The sequence below is a fragment of the Pontiella desulfatans genome, from assembly GCF_900890425.1.
Lineage (GTDB): Bacteria > Verrucomicrobiota > Kiritimatiellia > Kiritimatiellales > Pontiellaceae > Pontiella > Pontiella desulfatans.
Map to the genome: position 1 here is coordinate 4277163 of NZ_CAAHFG010000001.1, position 19577 is coordinate 4296739.

The 19577-nt window shown below is 56.1% G+C and carries 21 protein-coding genes; 1 reads left to right on the forward strand and 20 read right to left on the reverse strand.

Annotated elements, in window-relative coordinates; translation table 11 throughout:
- Positions 1-23 precede the first annotated feature (23 nt).
- The 14 genes from folK to E9954_RS15305 all read right to left on the reverse strand — a co-directional run bounded on the left by folK (position 24) and on the right by E9954_RS15305 (position 12314).
- A complete protein-coding gene (gene folK, locus E9954_RS15240; protein ID WP_168442290.1) occupies positions 24-530 on the reverse strand; it encodes a 2-amino-4-hydroxy-6-hydroxymethyldihydropteridine diphosphokinase in 507 nt (168 codons plus the stop codon).
- Positions 514-1308, reverse strand: coding sequence for a diaminopimelate epimerase (dapF, locus tag E9954_RS15245; protein ID WP_168442291.1), 795 nt, complete (start codon positions 1306-1308; stop codon positions 514-516). Before dapF ends, folK begins: the two co-directional genes overlap by 17 nt.
- Entirely contained in the window at positions 1305-2942 is a 1638-nt protein-coding gene (locus tag E9954_RS15250) for a mucoidy inhibitor MuiA family protein (protein ID WP_136080001.1), read from the reverse strand. The genes dapF and E9954_RS15250 overlap by 4 nt, the downstream gene beginning before the upstream one ends.
- Positions 2943-3052: 110 nt before the next feature.
- Complete coding sequence (locus tag E9954_RS15255; RefSeq protein ID WP_136080002.1) at positions 3053-3487, reverse strand: ExbD/TolR family protein; 435 nt, start codon at positions 3485-3487, stop codon at positions 3053-3055.
- A gap of 7 nt (positions 3488-3494) precedes the next feature.
- On the reverse strand, positions 3495-3905 hold the full coding sequence (locus E9954_RS15260) for an ExbD/TolR family protein (RefSeq protein ID WP_136080003.1): 411 nt from the start codon (positions 3903-3905) through the stop codon (positions 3495-3497).
- Positions 3906-3935: 30 nt separating this feature from the next.
- The gene (locus E9954_RS15265) at positions 3936-4715 is read right to left on the reverse strand and encodes a MotA/TolQ/ExbB proton channel family protein (protein ID WP_136080004.1); all 780 of its coding nucleotides are present in this window, start codon (positions 4713-4715) and stop codon (positions 3936-3938) included.
- 51 nt (positions 4716-4766) lie between these two features.
- A complete protein-coding gene (locus E9954_RS15270; protein WP_136080005.1) occupies positions 4767-5753 on the reverse strand; it encodes a tetratricopeptide repeat protein in 987 nt (328 codons plus the stop codon).
- Between the two features lie 38 nt (positions 5754-5791).
- Positions 5792-8890 carry a tetratricopeptide repeat protein gene (locus tag E9954_RS15275; protein ID WP_168442292.1) on the reverse strand — a complete coding sequence of 1033 codons (3099 nt, stop codon included), beginning with the start codon at positions 8888-8890 and terminating at the stop codon, positions 5792-5794.
- 427 nt (positions 8891-9317) lie between these two features.
- Complete coding sequence (locus E9954_RS15280; RefSeq protein ID WP_136080007.1) at positions 9318-9761, reverse strand: hydrogenase maturation protease; 444 nt, start codon at positions 9759-9761, stop codon at positions 9318-9320.
- A 42-nt stretch (positions 9762-9803) separates the two neighbouring features.
- Positions 9804-10001, reverse strand: a complete 198-nt coding sequence (locus E9954_RS15285) for an RHS repeat domain-containing protein (protein WP_168442293.1) — start codon at positions 9999-10001, stop codon at positions 9804-9806.
- Positions 9961-10191, reverse strand: coding sequence for a hypothetical protein (locus E9954_RS32545; RefSeq protein ID WP_168442294.1), 231 nt, complete (start codon positions 10189-10191; stop codon positions 9961-9963). The genes E9954_RS15285 and E9954_RS32545 overlap by 41 nt, the downstream gene beginning before the upstream one ends.
- A gap of 285 nt (positions 10192-10476) precedes the next feature.
- A complete protein-coding gene (locus E9954_RS15295) occupies positions 10477-10881 on the reverse strand; it encodes a hypothetical protein (RefSeq protein ID WP_136080009.1) in 405 nt (134 codons plus the stop codon).
- A gap of 96 nt (positions 10882-10977) precedes the next feature.
- Positions 10978-11634: a hypothetical protein gene (locus E9954_RS15300; RefSeq protein ID WP_136080010.1), complete on the reverse strand. Its 657-nt coding sequence runs from the start codon at positions 11632-11634 to the stop codon at positions 10978-10980.
- A 95-nt stretch (positions 11635-11729) separates the two neighbouring features.
- Positions 11730-12314 (reverse strand): hypothetical protein, encoded by a 585-nt coding sequence (locus tag E9954_RS15305; protein WP_168442295.1) that lies wholly within the window; start codon positions 12312-12314, stop codon positions 11730-11732.
- A gap of 51 nt (positions 12315-12365) precedes the next feature.
- Between E9954_RS15305 and E9954_RS15310 the strand changes: the two genes are divergently transcribed.
- Complete coding sequence (locus E9954_RS15310) at positions 12366-13247, forward strand: hypothetical protein (protein ID WP_136080012.1); 882 nt, start codon at positions 12366-12368, stop codon at positions 13245-13247.
- A 139-nt stretch (positions 13248-13386) separates the two neighbouring features.
- Here E9954_RS15310 and E9954_RS15315 read toward each other — a convergent pair whose 3' ends face one another.
- From E9954_RS15315 to E9954_RS15340, 6 genes are all read right to left on the reverse strand, one after another.
- Positions 13387-14184: an IS110 family transposase gene (locus E9954_RS15315; RefSeq protein WP_136080013.1), complete on the reverse strand. Its 798-nt coding sequence runs from the start codon at positions 14182-14184 to the stop codon at positions 13387-13389.
- A gap of 153 nt (positions 14185-14337) precedes the next feature.
- Positions 14338-15768 carry a Ni/Fe hydrogenase subunit alpha gene (locus E9954_RS15320; RefSeq protein ID WP_136080014.1) on the reverse strand — a complete coding sequence of 477 codons (1431 nt, stop codon included), beginning with the start codon at positions 15766-15768 and terminating at the stop codon, positions 14338-14340.
- Positions 15769-15859: 91 nt separating this feature from the next.
- On the reverse strand, positions 15860-16405 hold the full coding sequence (locus tag E9954_RS15325) for an NADH-quinone oxidoreductase subunit B family protein (RefSeq protein ID WP_136080015.1): 546 nt from the start codon (positions 16403-16405) through the stop codon (positions 15860-15862).
- Entirely contained in the window at positions 16402-17109 is a 708-nt protein-coding gene (locus E9954_RS15330) for a 2Fe-2S iron-sulfur cluster-binding protein (protein WP_136080016.1), read from the reverse strand. Before E9954_RS15330 ends, E9954_RS15325 begins: the two co-directional genes overlap by 4 nt.
- A gap of 9 nt (positions 17110-17118) precedes the next feature.
- Positions 17119-18936: an NAD(P)H-dependent oxidoreductase subunit E gene (locus E9954_RS15335; RefSeq protein ID WP_136080017.1), complete on the reverse strand. Its 1818-nt coding sequence runs from the start codon at positions 18934-18936 to the stop codon at positions 17119-17121.
- 161 nt (positions 18937-19097) lie between these two features.
- Positions 19098-19541 carry a divergent PAP2 family protein gene (locus tag E9954_RS15340; RefSeq protein ID WP_136080018.1) on the reverse strand — a complete coding sequence of 148 codons (444 nt, stop codon included), beginning with the start codon at positions 19539-19541 and terminating at the stop codon, positions 19098-19100.
- Positions 19542-19577 lie beyond the last annotated feature (36 nt).

The window sequence follows — 19577 nt, forward strand, 5'->3', positions numbered from 1 at the left end:
GGGTTACGCATTACGGGTTATTCCTACCAACGCTCGTCGAAAACGCTGAGGCCTTCATCGGGCGGGAGGGAGCCCAGGATTTGCGCGACGGATTTGCTGGCCTCCGGCAGGATCAAATCGGGCCGCACATCATTGAGCGGTTGCACCACGAAGCGACGTTCCGCCCAGCGCGGGTGCGGCACCTCCAGCCCACCGCTATCGATGATCTGCCCGCCGGCATAGATGATGTCCACATCGATCGGGCGCGGCGCGTTGCGGTCCTCCTGGTCGCGCTCGCGCCCCAGGCTCACCTCGATCTTGCCGATATAGGAGAGCCAGCTATCGAGCGGCAACTCGCTTTCGACAATCACGACCGAGTTGAGGTAGGCCATTTCCTGGTATTCCGGTTTCACATCCACCGGCGTGGTTTCATAGATTGGCGACTGGTCGACAAACTTGGTACGCGGCGCGGACAACAGCAGATTCTTCGCCTGCATCAGCAGCCGTTTGCGATTGTAAAGATTGGAACCTAGGCTAAACCCGATCTCCATATTCGACCTCCCCATCAAAAACGTATTCGGCACCACCCGTGAGCGTGGTGATTCCCTGAACTGAATCAATTACCAAATCAAAGCCCCCGGCGCAATGCACGGTAACGGGCAACTTGGCCCACCCTCTTTCGGATGCAAGCACCGCCACGGCCGTTGCCCCGGTGCCACAGGCCAAGGTTTCGGCCTCCACACCGCGCTCGTAGGTGCGCACACTCAGTGTTCCATCCGCCTCAACCTTCGCAAAGTTGGCGTTCGCCCCATTCGGTCTGAACAGGGCATGGTGGCGCAAGGCACTGCCGACCGAACCCAGCTCCAGCGATGCAAGGTCCACCACCCAGGCCACGGCATGCGGAACGCCGGTGTTCACGAAATCGACCGGCCAATCGAACCCGGTTTCGAGATCCAGTTCCAGCTCCGTCGGTTCGGTCAGCTCCAGACGGATCTGGTTTTCACGAACGGTCGCTTTCACAAGCCCCGCCCCGGTCTCGATGTTCATGGAGGCCGGCGCGATGCCTTGGTCGAAAGCCAGACGGGCGATGCAGCGCGCCCCGTTGCCGCACATATCCTGCTCCCCTCCGTCGGGATTGATGAAACGCATGCGGAAGTCGGCCACATCCGAGGGCTGGATCAAGAGCAAGCCATCGCATCCAATTCCAATGCGCCGGGAAGCGATCCGCCGGACAAACCCCGTGTCGTGCAACGGAAACGACAGCGAACGGTCGTCGACCATGATGAAGTCGTTACCCGCGCCGTGCATCTTGGTGAAGGGAATCTTCATTCGAGTCCATCGATCTTCATGTCCTTCGGTGCTTCCACGTGGAAGGAGAACGGGATTTCCCATTCCGTTCCGGGCTCCAGCGTCCGGAACCAGCTGATCCGCTGCTCGTCGTCGAGCTTGAGCGAATCGGTGTCCTTCGAATATTTGGGTTCGAGCAATTTAACCTTCAGCCCCTCGCTCCCGGAAATGGGAAGCTGATCCCACACGATGACCTCCTCGGCAACCGAATGGGTATTCTTTACGGTCATCAGGTATTCGTAGGTATGCCGAACGTCCCGTCCGGTGAGACCTTCGCGGCTCTGGTATCTTTTGATGAGCCGATGCTCCACCTTAATGCTTTCGTCCGCACCGAGGAAGATCCAGAACTCCTCCTCCGGAGCAACCAGCTCCATGGTCGAGGTGGTCACGAAGCTGCCATCGAGAAACACATTGGCCTTCCCTTCAAGGAATGGATGGACTCCCTTGTTGACCGCCTTGGCCTTGAGATAGGCATGCGGATCGACTTTCGGAATCGTGGAGTAGCGGAAGGTGGATGGGAGCGTCACGCTCGACACGGAAACCCGGTGTTCCACGTTATCGGAAACCACCTCGCTTTCGCCCTTCACTGCGAACACAACCGAAGCCCCTTGGCGAACAACCTCAGTCTGGCGGGACTGGATGGAGGCGGGGGCTGGTTCCTCCAACTCAAAATCCACGTCCGACACCAACGCATCCCCATATAGATTCGCCGACTCATAGGCATTGAACCCAACAGAAAAACTGCCCTTAAGAAAGGCGCCCGACTCGGCCGCCGGCTGCACCATTCGGATGCGCCAGGGTTGCAACTCGGGATGGCGCCCGCCGAGACCGGGATTCGCCGTCGAGAGCTTGAGGGCAACATTCGCCCAATCCTCGCCGGTGTTTTGGCGAACGAGGGCAAAATATTTCACCTCCACATCGCGCGTCTTCGTATCGACGCGAATGTCGTAGGTCGGCACCCATTTGGGACCACGGACGATGTAGGAGAGCTTAAGCTCGGCCTTGCCAGCCGTCGCCGCCTCCAGATCGACCTCGACCACCCGGCGCTGCTTGCGCGTATCGGCACCGGCGTCGTGGATATCGGCCTGCACTTTCCCCAGGACCTCGCGGACTTGCTTGAGTTCACGTTCCGTTTTGCGCAAACCGTCGTCGTATTCCTTGCCCTTGTCCGCGTAGAGCGCCAGCATCTGGCTCCAGCTTTCGGGATCGAGCTGCGCGTCCCCGGCTTCCTTTTCCGGCGTGTTCGTGACCTTGGCGCCGATCGCTTTCAGCAGTCCCTTGGAATCACCGATGCGAGCAATCCTTTGCAGTAGAGCCTTTTCCTCATCCAGCAAAGCGGTTTGTTTTTCGTAGAGTTCCTTCCAGGCCTCCTGGGGAATCTCCTTGAAGTTTTCGGTCTTGAAGCGGACGTCGAGAACGGTGGCCGCACCGGAACCTTCGACCTGGATACCGCGCGAATCGACCGCATCGGGCAAATCCCCGAACACGAGTTTGTTGATTCCCGCCTCCAGTGGCACCTGCGCCGTGCGCGTTACTTGCGCCCGATCGTTGTAGACGGTCACATCCGTGACCTGCGAAGAAACCGCCAATGCGGCAATTGCGATGATTCCGACCATGATTTCCTCCTAAAGAAGGGTAGAGCTTGCCACAAATGGGCCCGGGGCCAAAAACAAAAAAGGCCGCGCAACGTGGCGCGGCCTTCCGAAACTGATTCCCCGGAGAATTGCTACATCGACTTGCTGAACGTTAGGCTGTTCACACCGGCGGCGGCGCAGGCGTCCATCACATCGATGATCCGGCGGTGCAATGCATCCTGGTGCGGCAACACGTTGACGAAGAACGGCGAGCTTTGCGCAAGGGCGATTTGCTTAAGACCCGCGACCTGCATAACCAAGTCGTCGAGCGTGCGGTCGTCGTATGAGAAGCGCATGCCTTCGACCTGCACGGAACCGTCGGCGGTGATCTCGATGAGCACCTCCACCGGAATCTCCTGCATATCTTCAACCGCAATGTTGGCCGGCAACATGAAGCCGATATCGGCCTCCTTCTTGATCAAGGACGCCGTGACCATGAAGTAGATGAGCAGCAGGAAGACGACGTCGATCAACGGCGCGACTTGAAGCTCAAGTTTAGCGTCTTCGTAATGTTGGTTTAAATTCATGGTTCCCCTACTCTTCGAACACGGAATAGATCAAGTCCTGCGCACCGACTTCGGCGCAGGCAATCGTGACCTTCTCGTTCGTCTTGTATTTCACTTCACCATCGGCACGGATCAATACGCGCAACTCGGGGTTGGCGTTGATTTCCTGCTCAATGCGCTCCTTGACCTGCTCGATGGTCTTGGGTTCGCGGTCGGAGGCGAGATAGAATGTGTCGTCCTTCTTGACGGTGATCATCAAGCGCCCGGTGGTATCTTCCGGAACCTTGGCATAGGCCGCGGCCGGAATCTCCACCTTGGGTTTCTCGTCCACGATCTGAGATGCCACGATAAAGAAAATCAGCAGCAGGAAGACCATGTCGATCATGGGCGACATATCCAGCTCTAGATCGTCGCCAATGTCTTTCTGTTCGAGTTTCATAGCTTTTGCCTAAATTCCGGTTTTGGAAAACTATTTGGATTCCATTTTCTTCAGCGTCTCGAGATCCATGAAGCTGACCGGCTCCTTGCCGGACTGCAGGGCATCGAAAAGGAAGCCAATGTTACGGCCGAGGGTGGCGAGGGTTTTCTGGAAGCCCTTCTTGAAGAAGAAGAAGAAGAACATGGCCGGAATGGCGATCACCAGGCCGGTCGCCGTTGTAATCAAGGCCTCACCAATGTTGGCGGCGAGCAGTTCCGGCTTACCCATGCCCTGCGCACCCATGGTGTGGAAGGCCTTGATCATGCCGGATACCGTACCGAGCAGACCCAACATCGGGGAGCTGGCGCCGATGATCGAAAGATAGTCGATCGGCTTCATGAGCTTGGACATCTGCTCGACCGAGGCTTCCTCCACCGACTCCTTCACTTTCTGGAAATCGATTTCCGCTTCACCATCGAGGCAACGCTCGAGGCCGGCGCCAAAGGTGTTGGCAAACATGGACGGATGCTCGCGGCAGTAGATGAGGGCCTTGAGGCATTCCTTATCGAGCATCATTTTCAGCAAGCCGGGCATTTGCTCGCTGTGCAGCAGCGTCTTGGGACGAAGCGAAATAAAGTTCTGGATGATGAGCGCGACCATGAAGAACGAGAATGCGCCGAGCGGGAACATGGCCCAGCCCCCCTGCTTCAACAGGCTCCACAGATCGGTTTTATCCGCCATCGAGGCCGCGGCGGCAGCTTCGGCATCACCTTGGGCAAAAGCAGCTCCGGCCGCCAAAAGCACAACTGCGGTTAAGATTGTTTTTTTCATGTTTGTTTCCTCCGGTTGGGTCAGTTTCAAGTGTTTGGTTTCTGGTTTAGATTATTCGGCTTTCTCCGCAGTCTCTTCCACTCCACCGAGTTGGGCGAAGAGCTTGGCGGCATCGCCCGCCGAGCTGCTGCCTGCGTAGATATTCTTAACCTGGCGGGCCGTGTTCACCGCGGAGTTCGTCATGGCCATGTCCAAGTAAAGATAGGCGCTGAGCAGCTCGGATTCCGGCATCCATTCAAGGTCGTTGCCGTGTGCCGCGATGATTTCGGTAACGGTCTGGATCGCCTGCTTGGGCTGACCCTGCGCCTGCATGATGCAGGCTTGCAGATAGAGCTTCGCCGCTTCGGAGCCGAGCTCGCCACGCAAGGTTTCGGCGGTTTCGAAATCCTTGTCGGCAACGGCGATGAGCGCCAGGTTGGCCTTGCCCTTCGCCGCGATATCGGAATCGGTGCTGGCTTGGAGGATAGTTGCGGCTTCCCGCACCTTGGCAAGGTCACCCAGTTTGCGGTAGCTCTCCATCAGCATGACGGCGACATCCTGCAGGTTGTTCTCGATCGACATATATTCCCCGCGCTCCCGCAGAAGCGGTTCGAGGGCGGCAACCACGGCGGCATAGTCGCCTTCGTTGTTGGCCTTGGCAATGTTTACGAGAATCGCCTTGAAAATCAGTTCGAGTTTTTCCGCTTTGCCGAGGTTGGGCGTACTGAAGAGCTCGGTAATCTCCTCGTCGGAGATGGTTTGCTGTTCGCGGTAGAAGTCGAACTCCTCCTTGTTCATGGAAAACGCGAGGCTCTTGATCTTGTCGGCAGGCACGGTCATTTCGTTCGATCCAGCCGCGAAGGTAAGGTTGCCATCCTTCAACCGCAGAAGATTCACGCGCGCCGTCTTGCCGTTGGAGGTCGTGAGCGTTGTCGGCGTACCCGGCGCGGGGGCGGCCTCCTCCGTCGCTTGCTGCGCCGACACGGTCGACGCGGCGCAACACAGGAGCATCGCGGAGCATAGGGCATGGAATTTCGAATTACGGACAGGATTGATCATTCGGAGTTCCTTGTTCGAAGTTGGGAGTGCAACGTTCATTATTCCCCCCCCTCGGTAGCGGCAGGTGCATCGGTGGTGGTTTCCGGTTCGGGCTCGGACTCGACCGAGATGGCAATATTGGTCACGCCGCCGGTTTCGACATAGGCGGCAATCTCGGCCACTTCGGTGGCGCCGAGCACTTCGCGGGCCTCCTCGGCCTGGGGCAGTTCGTTCACATAGCGGTCGAACAACATGGCACGGTAGGTGTTGCGGCGATCATTCTCGTAGCCGGCGCCGAGTTTCTCGAGAATCCGGGCACTGGCGAGATAGCCCTCGGCGGCCCAATAGCCGCCTGAATGGCCTTTGTATTGGAAGTAGGCGCGCTGGTAGAAGCCGAACGCCTTCTTGAGGTTGCCGGCCGCCTCCTCGACCTGCCCCAGCTGGAAGGTGGCCTGCGCCACCGGAGCACCGCGCCACGAGGGAACGTTGAGCAGGTTCATGTTGGCCGCACGGGCCCCCTCTTCGCCATCGATCTGGCCCTGGTCGAGCCGGATCTGCGCCTTCATGAGCTGCGCCCAGGCCACGTCGTATTCGGTTCCGTAGAGCGCCTGCGCATCGTTGATGGTCTGCAACGCGCCTTCGAAATCCTTTTCGGCATACTGGCCATAGCCGCGCAACTTGTAGGCCGCACGCATATAGTCGGAATCCTCGAACTTGTTGATGAAAATGCGGAGCAGCTCCTCGGCCCGGGAATAGTCCTTCTTGGCGAACGAAGCATCGCAGATGCAGGCCAATACGGGCGGGGAAGCGTTGTCCAGATTCTCAAGTTCCTTGAGCAGTTGCTGGCCGAGTTCAATCTCGGTCTTGTCGAGTTTGGCCAGCGTGACCCGGAGGCGCAGCTTCAGCGTTTCGTTGTCGGTTTCCTCGAGCGCGGTGTTCAGATCGTCCTTGAGCTTGGCCTGCAACTCGGTATCGAGATAGATGGAGGAAATCTTGACCAGCTCGGCAATCATGTCGTCCACCCCGTCCTGGCGGAGGTCGCCGCCGTATTTGGCAATGGCTCCGACATAGGTGTGGACGGCCGCTTCGTATTCCCGTTGCTGGATTTTCGTTTTTCCGATCCAGAACAGCGCCTTGGCCACATCGGCCCCGTTTCCGCCCCAGTCGGTTTCATAACGCTCAACCACACGCAGGATTTCGTCGTATTTATCTTCCGCCTCGTAGACATCCGCCGCCTGGAAGGTGGCATAGGTGGCCTGGTTGACTTTTTTCGAAGCCACGTATGCGCGGTCGTAGTCGGCCAGCGCCCGATCGAGGTAGTCGTTTTCCGCATAGACCTCGCCGGCCCCGTAGATGTCGCCGCGCATGCTGCAGGCTTCGGGATAGATGGAGGAATCGGGATAGGTGTCGATCACATAGGAGAACCGGTCGTGGGCCTCCTTGTATTTTTCCTGGCCGAAGAGACAGATGCCGACCTGGAAGTTGCACTCGTCGACAAACTGCTCGGTCGGGAACTGTTTGATGTAGCGCTCGAAGTTGGGCTGCGCATCGACATATTTCTGGAGGAACATCTGCGACATGCCATACCAATAGATGCAGTTGGCCTCCTGGTGGGAACCCGGGAATTCGTCGAGGATGAACTTGAAGCTTTTCTCGGAATCCTCGTATTTCTGCAGCACAAGGTCGGCCACGGCCTGCATGAAGTAGAGTTCGACATCGTACTTGACGATGGTTTCATCGTTGGTGCGGGTGAACCCGTCCAGATAGGGTTTGAGGGGCTTGAGGGCCGGCCAGTCCTCATGCTTCTGGTGGTAGCCGGTGATCATGTAGGCGATCTGGCGCGGCGTCATGCCTTTCGGATACTTGCCCATGTAGTCGAAACCGCGTTCTTCGGCCTCCTTGATCTCGTCCAAGGGTTCGATCAACGTATCGATGATCTCATAGATGGAACGTTCGCCCACCTCGCTTTCCGGGTCGGCGGAAAAGACGATGTCGAAGAACCTAAGGCCTTCCCAATGGCGCTCGACCGTCTTGTAGAGGTCGGCCATGCGGTACTGGATGTCGAGTTCGTAGGGCGGGAGGTCCTTCAGCGCGATGATGAGGTTTTCGAGTTCGACCAGCTCCTTCGGTTTCGTGTCCAGCAGGCCGGTTTCGGCATTCTTTTCCTCGGTGGTCGCCTCCTTCTCCTCATCGGCGCCGAACAGCAGGATATCGTCCGCCGTCAGCTCGGCGCCCTCTTCGGGCGGCAGGCCGAACGCGACGCGCATTTCACGCACCTTGCCCTCCTGGTAGGTCACGAGTTCGTCGCGCGGGAGGATCATGCGGTAAAGGGGCAGCGCGCTATCGTATTCGCCGGCTTCATAGAGGGCGGCGGCGGCATGCATGAGCGCGAGGTTTACGCGGATGTCGAAACGGGCATCGGTGCGGTAGAGCTGCGGAACCCATTCCAGGATGCGATCGAACGCCGGGATCTCGATCAGCGCATTGATCACCTGCATAATGGCATAGCCCTTGCGCTGGTCGCTTGGCGTGTGCTGGATCACATAGGAGTAGGGATCGATGCACTCCTCCCACTTTTCAAGGTGGTAGTAGGACTCCGCCAGCGTCATGTTGAGCATCGTCAGCTCTTCCTGCGTATAGTCCGGCTCCGGCTCCTTGTCGTCGAGGGCTTGGAATTTCTCTTCATCATCGTCGCCCTTCACCACCTTGCGGGCCTCAATCACCGGGTTTTCGTTGTAATAGAGGGCATTGGTGCAGGCCGTTACGCATTCCTCGTAGGCTTCGATTTCGAAATAGCAGGTGGCCAGCATCTTCATGGCCTGGCGCGGATGCTCGGCCAGCGGGCGGTCGATATATTCCTGCAAAACGGCGGCGGCTTCTTCCAGACGCTCGGCCTTGATGAGCATCGTGCCGAGCTTGAAGCGGATATCCTGCGCAATGGCAATCACGCGGGGGGCCTTGGACTCCTCCACCATGCCGAGATACATGTACATCGAGGCGGCGGCGTCATCGAACTTGCCCGCCTCCATCGCCTTCATGGCTTCTTTAAGGACTTCGGCAGGCGTTGCCTCATCCTCGGCACGCGACCCCGCCGCAACACCGAGCAAAACAACAACCAAAAGGAAACGAAGATTAGACCAAATTTTATTCTTATTCACAAAAAGCATTAAAAGAATCCCGACAACACCAGTTCAACAACACGTATCATACCCGACGGGCAATCTCCCGGTACCACCGAGACCCTCCGGAAACCCAACCATATTGAAACGATACCCCTCTGTATTGATTCATGACCTAGATTTATAAATAGAAATGTCAGATATAGGCTTATTGCCCCTCGAAGGGAAGCATCAATTTAAGCAAATAGAATAACAAAATCCCGTTTGGCGTTCGTTCTATAGGGTTCGGCCCCCACCTGGAAACGTCAGAACCGAAATGGAAAACCCTGCATAAGCAACCGGCACCCCGACACTTACACAGGAACCAAGCACAGCCCCGTGTCCTGCGGAATCTTGCACAAAACCGTCGGTAATTTTTCCTTTGCAAACCTTTCAGCTCAGACCGGCTCCCTGCCCGACCGTCCACCTAGCGCACGGATTCGACCCAGTGGCCAAAACATTCCACCGACCGCTCCAGATTGGCCGCCGCCGAGGGAGAAAGATATTCACCGAATTCGTCGAAATCGTACCCGCGAATGGCCATCGCAAAGGCCTTGGGGGTTCCCCCGAACAATTCCTCGGCCAAGCCGAGCAGCGATTCGGCCGTAATGCTATGGCTGGAGAACCCAACCATGGGAGCCTTCTTTTCCAGCGGCAGGAAATCGAACGGCTCGGCGGCATCCACCGAGGCGTCGGCAAAGACCACGGTGTCGTACCGCGACACCAATTCGGCATCCTCGATATTCAGCTGGTAGTTCGACTCCACCGTAACGCCCGGAAGATCCAGGCCCTGGATCCTTTCCGCAAAAGCCGGCCCCAGCCCGTCGTCCAACCGCCCCGGATTCCCATAGCCTATGACCAAAGTGCTCATGAGTGTATTAACCGCATAAGAATGCAAGGAACGCAAAACAATTCATTCTATGAGCGCATCGTAGGTGTAACCCACATCGGCCTTGTCGCCGCCGGATTCATCGACGGACAGCAGGTTGCCGGCATCGTCGTAGCCGTAGTCGCGGGTGCGGCTGCCGGGATAGGTGACGAGGCCGAGGCGGTTGCGGGCGTCGTATGCGTCAACTAAAATGACGCAATGTGCGGGCTGACCCCGCCGCATCCACCGAGGCGTCGGCAAAGACCACCGTGTCGTATCGCGACACCAATTCGGCATCCTCGATATTGAGTTGGTAGTTCGACTCCACCGTAACGCCCGAAAGCCCCAGGCCCTGGATCCTTTCGGCAAACGCCGGCCCCAGTCCGTCGTCCAACCGCCCCGGATTCCCATAGCCTATGACCAAAGTGCTCATGAGTGTATTAACCGCATATGAACGCAAGGAACGCAAAACAATTCATTCTATGAGCGCATCCTAGGTGTAACCCACATCGGCCTTGTCGCCGCCGGATTCATCGACGGACAGCAGGTTGCCGGCATCGTCGTAGCCGTAGTCGCGGGTGCGGCTGCCGGGATGGGTGACGAGGTCGAGGCGGTTGCGGGCGTCGTATGCGTCAACTAAAATGACGCAATGTGCGGGCTGACCCCGCCGCCCCCAAAATTAAAAATGACGAAATAGGCGGCCTGACCCTTTTTCCTCCTACTCGACTATCCCTTTATTGTTGGAGTCCTTTTTATTCTTCATCAGTAGAATTTTGATCAATCTGGTAATGGTGATTGCAAAGAAAACACAAAATGCAGATGAAGCAATTGAGGTGATGAATTGAGCATAACGAAGTGAACGATCATCCATTCCGCCAATAGGGTAAAACTGTTCAACAAACCCAACTGCTGTGAACATAAAAAATATTGCAACCAACAGTTTGCAGATGTCATCAGTCCGCAAAATGAAAGATGACCTTTTTTCTAAATTCTTTCTTCCCATTATGCCCATTGGGATTGAATAGAATAACATGATTCCCATGGCGATGATGCCAGACCAGCCTGCATATTGAATGATCCCCCAAATGGTCATGCTTGGATATACGGTCGGATATGGTTGCATTTAATTTTCCTACTCCAACGTTACACGTGACTTTCGGTGCGCATAAACCTCTGACCGGATCAAACAGGCGTTTTCACCGTAAAGTCCATGTGCTGGTTAGATATTTGTATTTTTCATCCAGTTGGCTAGTTCTCCAACTAGCGTTGAAAGTTCCGATAATTCAACTTCATACGCTTTGTAATCATCGATCTTACCTGAATCAAAACTTGGCCCAAATGTAGGTTCTAGCTTCACCAAATCGCCAATGGATGCATCCACTGTTGAGTGAGAGTGTAGATTCATTTTTGATTTATTTTCACACAACCATTTCAAATAATCATTACAACTCTCTGGCAGGCCGACGAGAGGTAGTTTTTGTTTAATACTGTCAATCGACCTATGAGCTTTTGTCTTATCCTCTTTGAAATTTTCATAATAATCTACACCACTAAATATTAATATAGATTGGCAGATAGATTCACAGGTAAGGCGAAAGAAATATATTACTCGAGTGTTATATCCAGATCGTAATAGATGAAATCCAGCTAATATATCATTCTGGGCTTTAAGTAAAAGAAGTGCTGCGGCTATTTTTTGCTGATCATCTTTTATTTGGCTTCTGAAGTCACATAGCTTAGATCGAGATATGACCATAGCTTCGATGAACTTGGAATCCTGAGTAGCGAAAAGGGTATCAAATTGTTTGGCACGATCTATGGGGTCGTCGAAAATCGCTTTCGGTACAATTTTTTGATGTTCAGCTAGGTTATTCATATTTTTATCTAACGTTAATCCTGACCCGCTTGGGAATCAGACGTCGCCTTCAAAAACGGGCGTTGTCCAAGTAGGGTCTAGGATCTGGTTAGATATTAATAATATTTCTTCATATATAAACCGTCAGGACTGACAAATATCATTGGGGCAATTTCCGTGTCCTCATAAGAGTCCATGAGCAGGTTGTGGTATTGGGTATGAACTGTTTCAAGCAAAACTTTGTCATCCTTGAGTGTTAAGCTAAAATTAACATCATAGTAATTATTTCCTCCACCCCATTCTGTGGTAATGAACAACCTATCAGAGAAAGACGATATAGAATCTACCCCGAAATTTTTCACCTCTGTATCTGCTCTAGGGAAAATCAATTTAGCAATAATTTCATCATTTTTTGCAATGACGACTATTCGATTCCTCGTGCCATCATAATGACTTAGATCGTAGGAGTAAGAGTAAATCCAATATGGCTTATTGTGATTAACTTGAAGGCCACCATCACGAACCATATCGACGGTAACACCAATGTCTTCAGAAACAATCTCAAGGATTGACTGCTCACCATCTGAATCCTTTGCAACATTAGGAGAGGCAGTATATCGGCCAATGATGAAGGCTGCTAATGCTAGGATGATGATTAATGTTTTTTTCATATCTAACAGTTGATTAGGCAGAAACGGCATCTGCCTATCTATTTCCTTAACAGGCCTTTTTTTATGTGATAGGTAGAATGCATGGCTAAAGAGCATGTGAAAAGAAAAATGTCGGGCAAAGAGCAGGTGTTCTGGGGCAAGTATGCCGAGAAGCTCGCCAAATACGGGGTCTCCGGCCGAAATGCTGAGTGGCATGTGCGGCGTGCGCAGGAGTTCGTTTATGGGCTGGAGGGGCTTAAACTGAACGCTGTGACTTCTGTCTATCTCGATTCCTATCTCGATGTGTTAGGCAGAACGCCCGGTTTTAAGGTCTGGCAGTTGCGCCAAGTCATTTACGCACTCAGAATCCTGTTTCTGTCGAAAGGGTCGGTCCTCGGATTTAAGTGTTGCGAAAGTAAAAAGGGTCACCCATTAGAGGTTCCGGTCAAACACAAAATACCCTTCCATGGTCGTTTCTCAACGACCTGCTTATTTCCCTTTTCGTTGATCGGTTCTGCGTTAATCCCCATCGCTGAACGTTTGCTGCCATCAGGGTCTTCGTCGCGTGGTTTGCCGCGTGATTCATCACGTGGTTGTTCAGTCACCCATCTGGATCTCGGATGCCGGCGGCGAAGGCAACCACCTGCGCTTTGTGCCGCATCCCCATTCCGCTATTGCGGAACCAGAAAACCTTCTGTACCCGTCCACCGCCCATTCAGTCAAAGTGGTTTGCCTTCGGTCCCGCATCTGCGGGTCCTCCGGGTTTCCAGACCCTTGGGGGCTGGCAACGGGGCAACCGCGTTTCAAACGATAGAGTTGGGACGCCGCCGGATTCCAATCAGTCCGTTGGTTTTACCAGACCCTTTTCCGGTTCCCGGCGGCATCCCGTTTATCCAAACATCAGCTTTTCATCAAAATCCTTTCCGTTCATTACATGCCACATCGCCTTGGCCAACTTGCAGGCCAGCGCTTTTTTCGCCTTAGGCACGCCGCTCGTTCTTTTTTTACGTTCGTACCAGGCGTGGATGCGCGGGTTGAAGCGCGCGGCATAGGTTGCGGCCTCACCGAATGCCCATGCGCGCTACCGGTTGCCGTTCTTCGCGTTGTTTTTACCCTTCTTTTTTCAGTTCGCACTGTATTCACTTTTTTCCGCCCGGCAGTAGGGGGCGTAGTCGCCCGCGCTTTTGAAGCGGCTGAAATCCCCGCTCTCAAGGGCGACAAGCATTCCCAGCGCATCCCCGATTCCCGTAACCCCCCGCGGCCGTCGGTATGGCTTTGTCGGTTTTGCGACTGCCAGCACCTGCTGCTCGACCTTTTTCGCCAGGCGATCCGACTCACGGATGGCTTCAAGCAGGGTTTCGAGCTGAAGCTGAACGAATTCGTCGAGTCCGGTGGCCTGAATATCTTTTAATGTCCACTGTTCCAACTTGCGCGCACCCGGAGCATCCAGGCCATAGCGTTCGAGCAGGCCGCCGAAGCTCAGCAGCACCTGTGTCCGACGGCGCACGAACAGCTGTCTTCTGCGCAATGCATCGCGTACGGGGCGTGTTTCCTTCGGATAGATGTAGCTTTCCGGAAAGATACCCAGCCGGAGCTGCTCGGCCAGCCAGTCCGCATCCGTCAGATCGTTAGTGATCTTGATCCCCTTGTACTGCTCCATCTTCGCCGGGTTGCCCAGCTTTACATTACGGTCTTTCTCGCGAAGTCCATCGACGAACCAGTACCAGTTAAAGGTCGATTCCACGCCCAGCGCCACGATCCGATCCCAGAACGGGTCGAGCGCAGCATTGACGGCCGCAAGGTTCGCTTTCACGCGTTTGCGGAACACCGTGTTCCCCTCCTGATCACAAAGGGAGAGGAAAACATTGTTTCCATGCAGGTCGGCACCTGCGTATAGTGCATTTGCTTTGGTCGTTTGCATAACTGCTCCTTTAGTTAGTGGTTTAACCCAAGGATAGTTTGCGCTCGACCAAGGCTTATTTCAAAGAACCTCTTTATGATTATCAGTCCCGTAATATAGTAATCCGTCTTAGCTCTTCGCGCTTTTCCGCCAACAGCCCCTTCCTTTTTCGAATTAGTCGCGCACCCGGCGGTCGAGGGTGTTGCCTGCGGCGTCTTCGAGTTCGACGATCAGCGGCATCTGCCCCATGGCGTGGGTGGCGCAGGAGAGGCAGGGGTCGTAGGCGCGGATGGCGACTTCGACGCGGTTCAATAAGCCTTCGGTGATTTCCGTGCCGGAGAGGTATTTCTTCGCCACCCCTTCCACCGCCAGGTTCATCGGCGTGTTGTTGTTGGTGGTGGAGACAATCAGGTTGGCCATCGTCACCTGGTCGTTTTCATCAACCTTGTAGTGATGGAACAGCGTACCGCGTGGTGCCTCGATCAACCCAACCGACTCCCCTCGCCTTTCGCCGGTTGCCATGAGGTCGGTTCCCTGCAGGTCGGGATCGTTGAGCAGGTCGCGGATTTTTTCGCCGGAATGAAGCAGTTCGATCATGCGCGCCCAGTGGTAGGCCATCGTAATGTTGTTCGGCTTTCCGTCGGTGACCGAGAGAAAATCCTTGCGGGCGTCCTCGGCCTCGGGGGTGTCGATGAAATCGCAGGCATTCACGCGTGCCAGCGGCCCGACGCGGTACCATCCCTTTTCCGGCCCCAGCTCGGAGATGAACGGGAATTTCATGTAGGACCACGGCTTCACTTCCTCGGCAATATACTTGAAGTAGCCCTGGTAATCGACCTGGTCGAAAATCGTGTCGCCATCCTTGGTGATGGCGCGCAGGTTACCGTGGTAGAGATCCATCGCGCCGTCCTCGCGGATGAGGCTGACGTGGTTGGAATCGAACGAACCAAAATCGGCCAGCTCGCCGATATGCTCCAGGGTGTAGTCCTTGGCAATCTTCAGCGACGCGCGGCACCATTCGAGCATCTGGTCGATCTCCTTCAGGAATCCATCGCGCTCCTCGATCGAGAGATTTTTGTTGATGCCGCCGGGCACCGCACCGGTTCCGTGGATTTTTTTACCGGCGGTGGCCTTGATGATTTCCTGGCCATACTTGCGCATCATGACACCCTGCACCGCAAGATCCGGGAACTTTTGCGCCACGCCGATCACATTGCGCTCGAGCGGATCGGCATCGAACCCAAACAGCAGGTCGGGCGAAACGAGGTGGAAGAAATGCAGCGCATGGCTTTGGAACATTTGGCCATAGTGCATCAGCCGCCGCATCTTTTCCGCCGTCGGCGTCAAGGTATCCACTCCCACGATACCGTCCATGGCTTTGGCGGCGGCGAGGTGGTGGCTGACCGGACAGATGCCGCAAAGCCGCTGCACCAGCACCGGCACTTCCCAATAGGGCCGCCCCTGGATAAAACGCTCGAAACCGCGAAACTCGACAATGTGCAGCCGCGCCTGGCTAACATCACCTTTTTCGTCCAGCAGGATGGTCACCTTGCCGTGGCCCTCGACTCTTGTCACAGGTTCTATGGTTATTTTTTTTGTGCTCATGGAAACCTCCTTGCGTACTACATATTGCGTACTGTGTATCTAAATTTCGTCAGGTTGACTTTGCGTTCCTTGCGTTCTTTCGCGGTTAAAATCAGTCGTATTTCAACAGTTCGTACGGAAGCTCGACCGGCTTATCGGTCAGCAACGCAGTGAGTGCGGCCCAGAGCGTGTCAGCCGAGGGCGGGCAGCCCGGCAGGAAATAGTCGATCTTCACGACTTCGTGGCACGGATAAACCTTGTTGAGCAGCAACGGGATCTCCGGATCCTGCGGCACAATGCCCTCCGGATTGTAGACCGTCGGGCCGTCGCGGTAGGCCTCGTTAATGCACTCCTCCAATGGAATATTGTTCCGCATGGCGGGAATGCCGCCCATGGTGGCGCAGTCGCCGAACGAGATCAGCACATCGCAGTTTTCGCGGAATTCGTGCAGCACATGCACGTTTTCCTCGTTGCAGCAACCGCCCTCGACCAAGCCGACGGCACAGCGTTGCGAGATATGCTTGATGTCGTCGATCGGCGAACGGTCGAAGTCCACCAGCTCGATCAGCTGGAGAATCCGTTCGTCGATGTCGAGCAAGGACATATGGCAGCCGAAGCATCCGGCCAACGATGTGGTTGCAACCCTTGGCTTACTCATGACCGCACCCCCTCGATATCCGAACCAATCGGCTTTTTGTCGTACAGGCGCTCCCCAACCGGAACCTTGAAACCGACGCGCTTCTTAATGATGCACCCGACCGGGCAAATGTCCGCCGCGCGGTCGGAAACCGCCATGTCGGTATCGCCCAGCGCCTTCTCGCCATTGACGCCAATCTTCCGTTCGAAGCCCCGTCCGATCGACTGGAACACGTTCTTGCCGTCGAGCTCCTGCGAGGCGCGCACGCAGCGCGCGCACATGACGCAGCGGTTGTGGTCGAGCATCACGTCGGGATGCGAGGCATCGACCTCCTTTTCCGGGAACTGGAAGGGATACTGCGGTGCGGAGATGCCGAAGCGGTAGGCCAGCGCCTGCAGTTCGCAGTTGCCGCTCTTTTCGCAGAACATGCAGAAGTGGTTTCCTTCCACAAACATCATGTCGATAATGTTGCGCCGATGCTGCAGCAGCTGCGGGGTTTCGTTTTCGATCACCATGCCCTCCATCACCGGCTTCACGCAGGCGGCCTGCGGGCGGCCATCGCACATGACCGTGCAAACGCGGCAGCTACCGATCGGCTTCAGGTCCGGGTGCGAGCAGAGGCGCGGGATGTAGATGCCCGCGTCGTCGGCCGCCTCGAGAATCGTCTGCCCCAATCGGGCTTCGATTTCTTTTCCATCAATCGTGATTTTTACCGTATCGCTCATGGCTCCCTCCTAGGCGTGGAAAATTTCGGAACGTCGGCCGGCGATGGCACTGGCCGCCTCGACCGCTTTCATGATGTTGAACGATTTCTGCAACCCGTCGCCGTTGTCCTTCACCAGCGCATTGTAGACCGGCCGGAAGTTTTTCAGCGTGGAGAGCACCGGGTTGGGCGAGGTTTGCCCCAGCCCGCAACGGCTGGTGAACTTGACGCTTTCGCCCAAGCGCTGGAGATAGTCGAGGTCGCTTTGGGCCCCCTCCCCCTTACGGACGCGTTCGAGCCGTTTTTTGAGCAATACGTTGCCCACGCGGCACGGAACGCAATAGCCACAGCTTTCATCCACGAAGAATTCCATGAACGCATCGGCCACTTCGAGAATGTCGCGCTGGTTGCTGAAGACCATCATCGAGCCGCCGGTCGAGAGTTCCTCATAGCTGATGCCGAGGCCGAACTGCGCCGGGCCGACCATCTGCCCGGACGGGCCGCCCACGCAAACGCAGGCCACGTCGTCGGCACCGGCGCGTTCGAGAATATCGCCGAGCCGGGTGCCGAACGGCACCTCGTAGATGCCCGGGCGCTCGCAGTCGCCGCAGACACTGAGCAGCTTGGTGCCGGCGCTGCGGTCGGTGCCGATGCCGGAAAACCAGCCCGGCCCCATGTCCATGATGCGCGCGGCGCAACAATAGCTTTCCACATTGTTCACGGCGGTGGGCGAAACCATGTAGCCTTTCACCACAGGGAAGGGCGTCCGGTCGGTTGGATCGCCGCGAGTGCCTTCGCACGAGCTGATCAAGGACGTCTCCTCGCCACACACATAGGCTCCGGCGCCCATCTGAATCCGGACGTCGAAATTAAACCCTTCCTTGCCCAGAATATTGATGCCCAGCAGGTTGGCCGCCCGGCGCTGGTTCATCGTGTCCTCCAGGTATGCGCGCAGATAGGCATATTCACCGCGCAGGTAGATAATGCCGGTTTCCGCGCCGATGGCATAGGCCGCCACCGTCATGCCCTCGAGCACCAGGTCGGCGCGCTCGGTGAGCAGCACGCGGTCCTTGAACGTGCCCGGCTCGCCTTCGTCGGCGTTGCACAGCACGAACTTATCGGTTCCTGGCGACTGCCGGGTCAATTCCCACTTCAGGCCGGTCAGGAATCCCGCGCCGCCGCGACCCCGCAGGCCGGAGTTCTTGACATCCTCGATCACCTCTTCCGGCGCCTGGGTCAGCGCCTTGCGCAGGCCGGCGTCCCGGCGGTAGTTGGCGAGAATCACCGGGCCGGCCTCCCGGATGTGGTTGTTCACCATGGCGTGCACCAGCGGATCGGCGTTGATGCCGTCGCCTGTTTCATGGACCAATGCCTGCGGATCCGGGTTTTCCTGCAACTGCCTAATGATGCCCGGAATGCTTTCCGGCGTCAGGTTGGTTACGACCGTATCGTTCACCATCATCGCCGGGGCTTGGTCGCTCATGCCGATGCAGGGGGTCTTTTCCAGGGTAATGGAGCCATCGCCGGTTGTTTCGCCAAAGCCGATGCCCAGCGCTTTGCAGAGGGCCTCGCCCACGGCCTCGCCGCCCTTGAAGCGGTCGATGATGTCGTCGCAGAGACGGATCACGACATCGCCCTTCTTGTTATCGGAGAGGAAGGCGTAGAACGAGACCACGCTTTCCACCTCGACCCGATGGGTGTTCGCCTCGTCGGCGATAAGGCCGAAGGCTTCGCGCGGAACATGGCCGATGCGCTCCTGCACCTCCTGCACAATATCCATCAACCGTGCGCGGTTGTTGCCGTATTTCCCGCAGATTTCCCTGATCAACAGTGCCTGTTCACCACTCATGGACTCCTCCTATGGGCACATGGCCCGGCTTCGAAACCGATGCAAAAATATCGATTCATTCCCGGGATGGCAAGAAATCAATCGCGTAGCCCGGTGCAAACCAAATCTTTAGACAAGATCCGAATTCTGCGGGAGCGGGAGGAACGATGACGGAAGGGGATCTAGGGATGGATGAAGCGGAAGGAAGCGGCGGCGGTTGCAATGCCCGTGAGGCACCCCATGAAAACCTCCAGACGCGTGTGGCCCAGGAGTTCCTTAAGCTTGGTTTCCGACAGATGGTGTTCGTGCAGCAGTTCGTCGACGATGGAGTTCAAGAGCTTGGCTTGCTCGCCGGCGGCCTTGCGGACGCTCTGCGCATCGAACATGACCACCACGGCAAAGGCGGCCCCCAAGGCAAAGATGGGCGAATCGAATCCTTCGCACAGCCCGAGCGATGTCGCCAGCGCTGCCGCCATGGCCGAATGGGCGCTCGGCATGCCGCCGGTGCTGACCATGTAGCTGAAATCGAGGCGGCGGGATTCGATGAAGCAGTTGACCATCTTGGCCAACTGGGCAATCGTCCAACCAAAAAGCGCGGCCCAGAAACTTGGATGCAGTGTTTCCATGAAAAATATCTTTCGGTTTGCCTATGATGTATAGAT

Excerpts from the sequence above, each read along its gene's own strand:
- E9954_RS15325 (WP_136080015.1), bottom strand. The coding sequence starts at position 16,405 with ATGAGTAAGCCAAGGGTTGCAACCACATCGTTGGCCGGATGCTTCGGC.
- E9954_RS15340 (WP_136080018.1), bottom strand. The coding sequence starts at position 19,541 with ATGGAAACACTGCATCCAAGTTTCTGGGCCGCGCTTTTTGGTTGGACG.
- E9954_RS15315 (WP_136080013.1), bottom strand. The coding sequence starts at position 14,184 with ATGCAAACGACCAAAGCAAATGCACTATACGCAGGTGCCGACCTGCAT.
- E9954_RS15295 (WP_136080009.1), bottom strand. The coding sequence starts at position 10,881 with ATGCAACCATATCCGACCGTATATCCAAGCATGACCATTTGGGGGATC.
- E9954_RS15250 (WP_136080001.1), bottom strand. The coding sequence starts at position 2,942 with ATGGTCGGAATCATCGCAATTGCCGCATTGGCGGTTTCTTCGCAGGTC.
- dapF (WP_168442291.1), bottom strand. The coding sequence starts at position 1,308 with ATGAAGATTCCCTTCACCAAGATGCACGGCGCGGGTAACGACTTCATC.
- E9954_RS15285 (WP_168442293.1), bottom strand. The coding sequence starts at position 10,001 with ATGCGGCGGGGTCAGCCCGCACATTGCGTCATTTTAGTTGACGCATAC.
- E9954_RS15255 (WP_136080002.1), bottom strand. The coding sequence starts at position 3,487 with ATGAATTTAAACCAACATTACGAAGACGCTAAACTTGAGCTTCAAGTC.
- E9954_RS32545 (WP_168442294.1), bottom strand. The coding sequence starts at position 10,191 with ATGAGCACTTTGGTCATAGGCTATGGGAATCCGGGGCGGTTGGACGAC.
- E9954_RS15330 (WP_136080016.1), bottom strand. The coding sequence starts at position 17,109 with ATGAGCGATACGGTAAAAATCACGATTGATGGAAAAGAAATCGAAGCC.
- E9954_RS15265 (WP_136080004.1), bottom strand. The coding sequence starts at position 4,715 with ATGAAAAAAACAATCTTAACCGCAGTTGTGCTTTTGGCGGCCGGAGCT.
- E9954_RS15260 (WP_136080003.1), bottom strand. The coding sequence starts at position 3,905 with ATGAAACTCGAACAGAAAGACATTGGCGACGATCTAGAGCTGGATATG.
- E9954_RS15310 (WP_136080012.1), top strand. The coding sequence starts at position 12,366 with ATGGCTAAAGAGCATGTGAAAAGAAAAATGTCGGGCAAAGAGCAGGTG.
- E9954_RS15280 (WP_136080007.1), bottom strand. The coding sequence starts at position 9,761 with ATGAGCACTTTGGTCATAGGCTATGGGAATCCGGGGCGGTTGGACGAC.
- E9954_RS15320 (WP_136080014.1), bottom strand. The coding sequence starts at position 15,768 with ATGAGCACAAAAAAAATAACCATAGAACCTGTGACAAGAGTCGAGGGC.
- E9954_RS15335 (WP_136080017.1), bottom strand. The coding sequence starts at position 18,936 with ATGAGTGGTGAACAGGCACTGTTGATCAGGGAAATCTGCGGGAAATAC.
- E9954_RS15300 (WP_136080010.1), bottom strand. The coding sequence starts at position 11,634 with ATGAATAACCTAGCTGAACATCAAAAAATTGTACCGAAAGCGATTTTC.
- E9954_RS15305 (WP_168442295.1), bottom strand. The coding sequence starts at position 12,314 with ATGCCGTTTCTGCCTAATCAACTGTTAGATATGAAAAAAACATTAATC.
- folK (WP_168442290.1), bottom strand. The coding sequence starts at position 530 with ATGGAGATCGGGTTTAGCCTAGGTTCCAATCTTTACAATCGCAAACGG.
- E9954_RS15270 (WP_136080005.1), bottom strand. The coding sequence starts at position 5,753 with ATGATCAATCCTGTCCGTAATTCGAAATTCCATGCCCTATGCTCCGCG.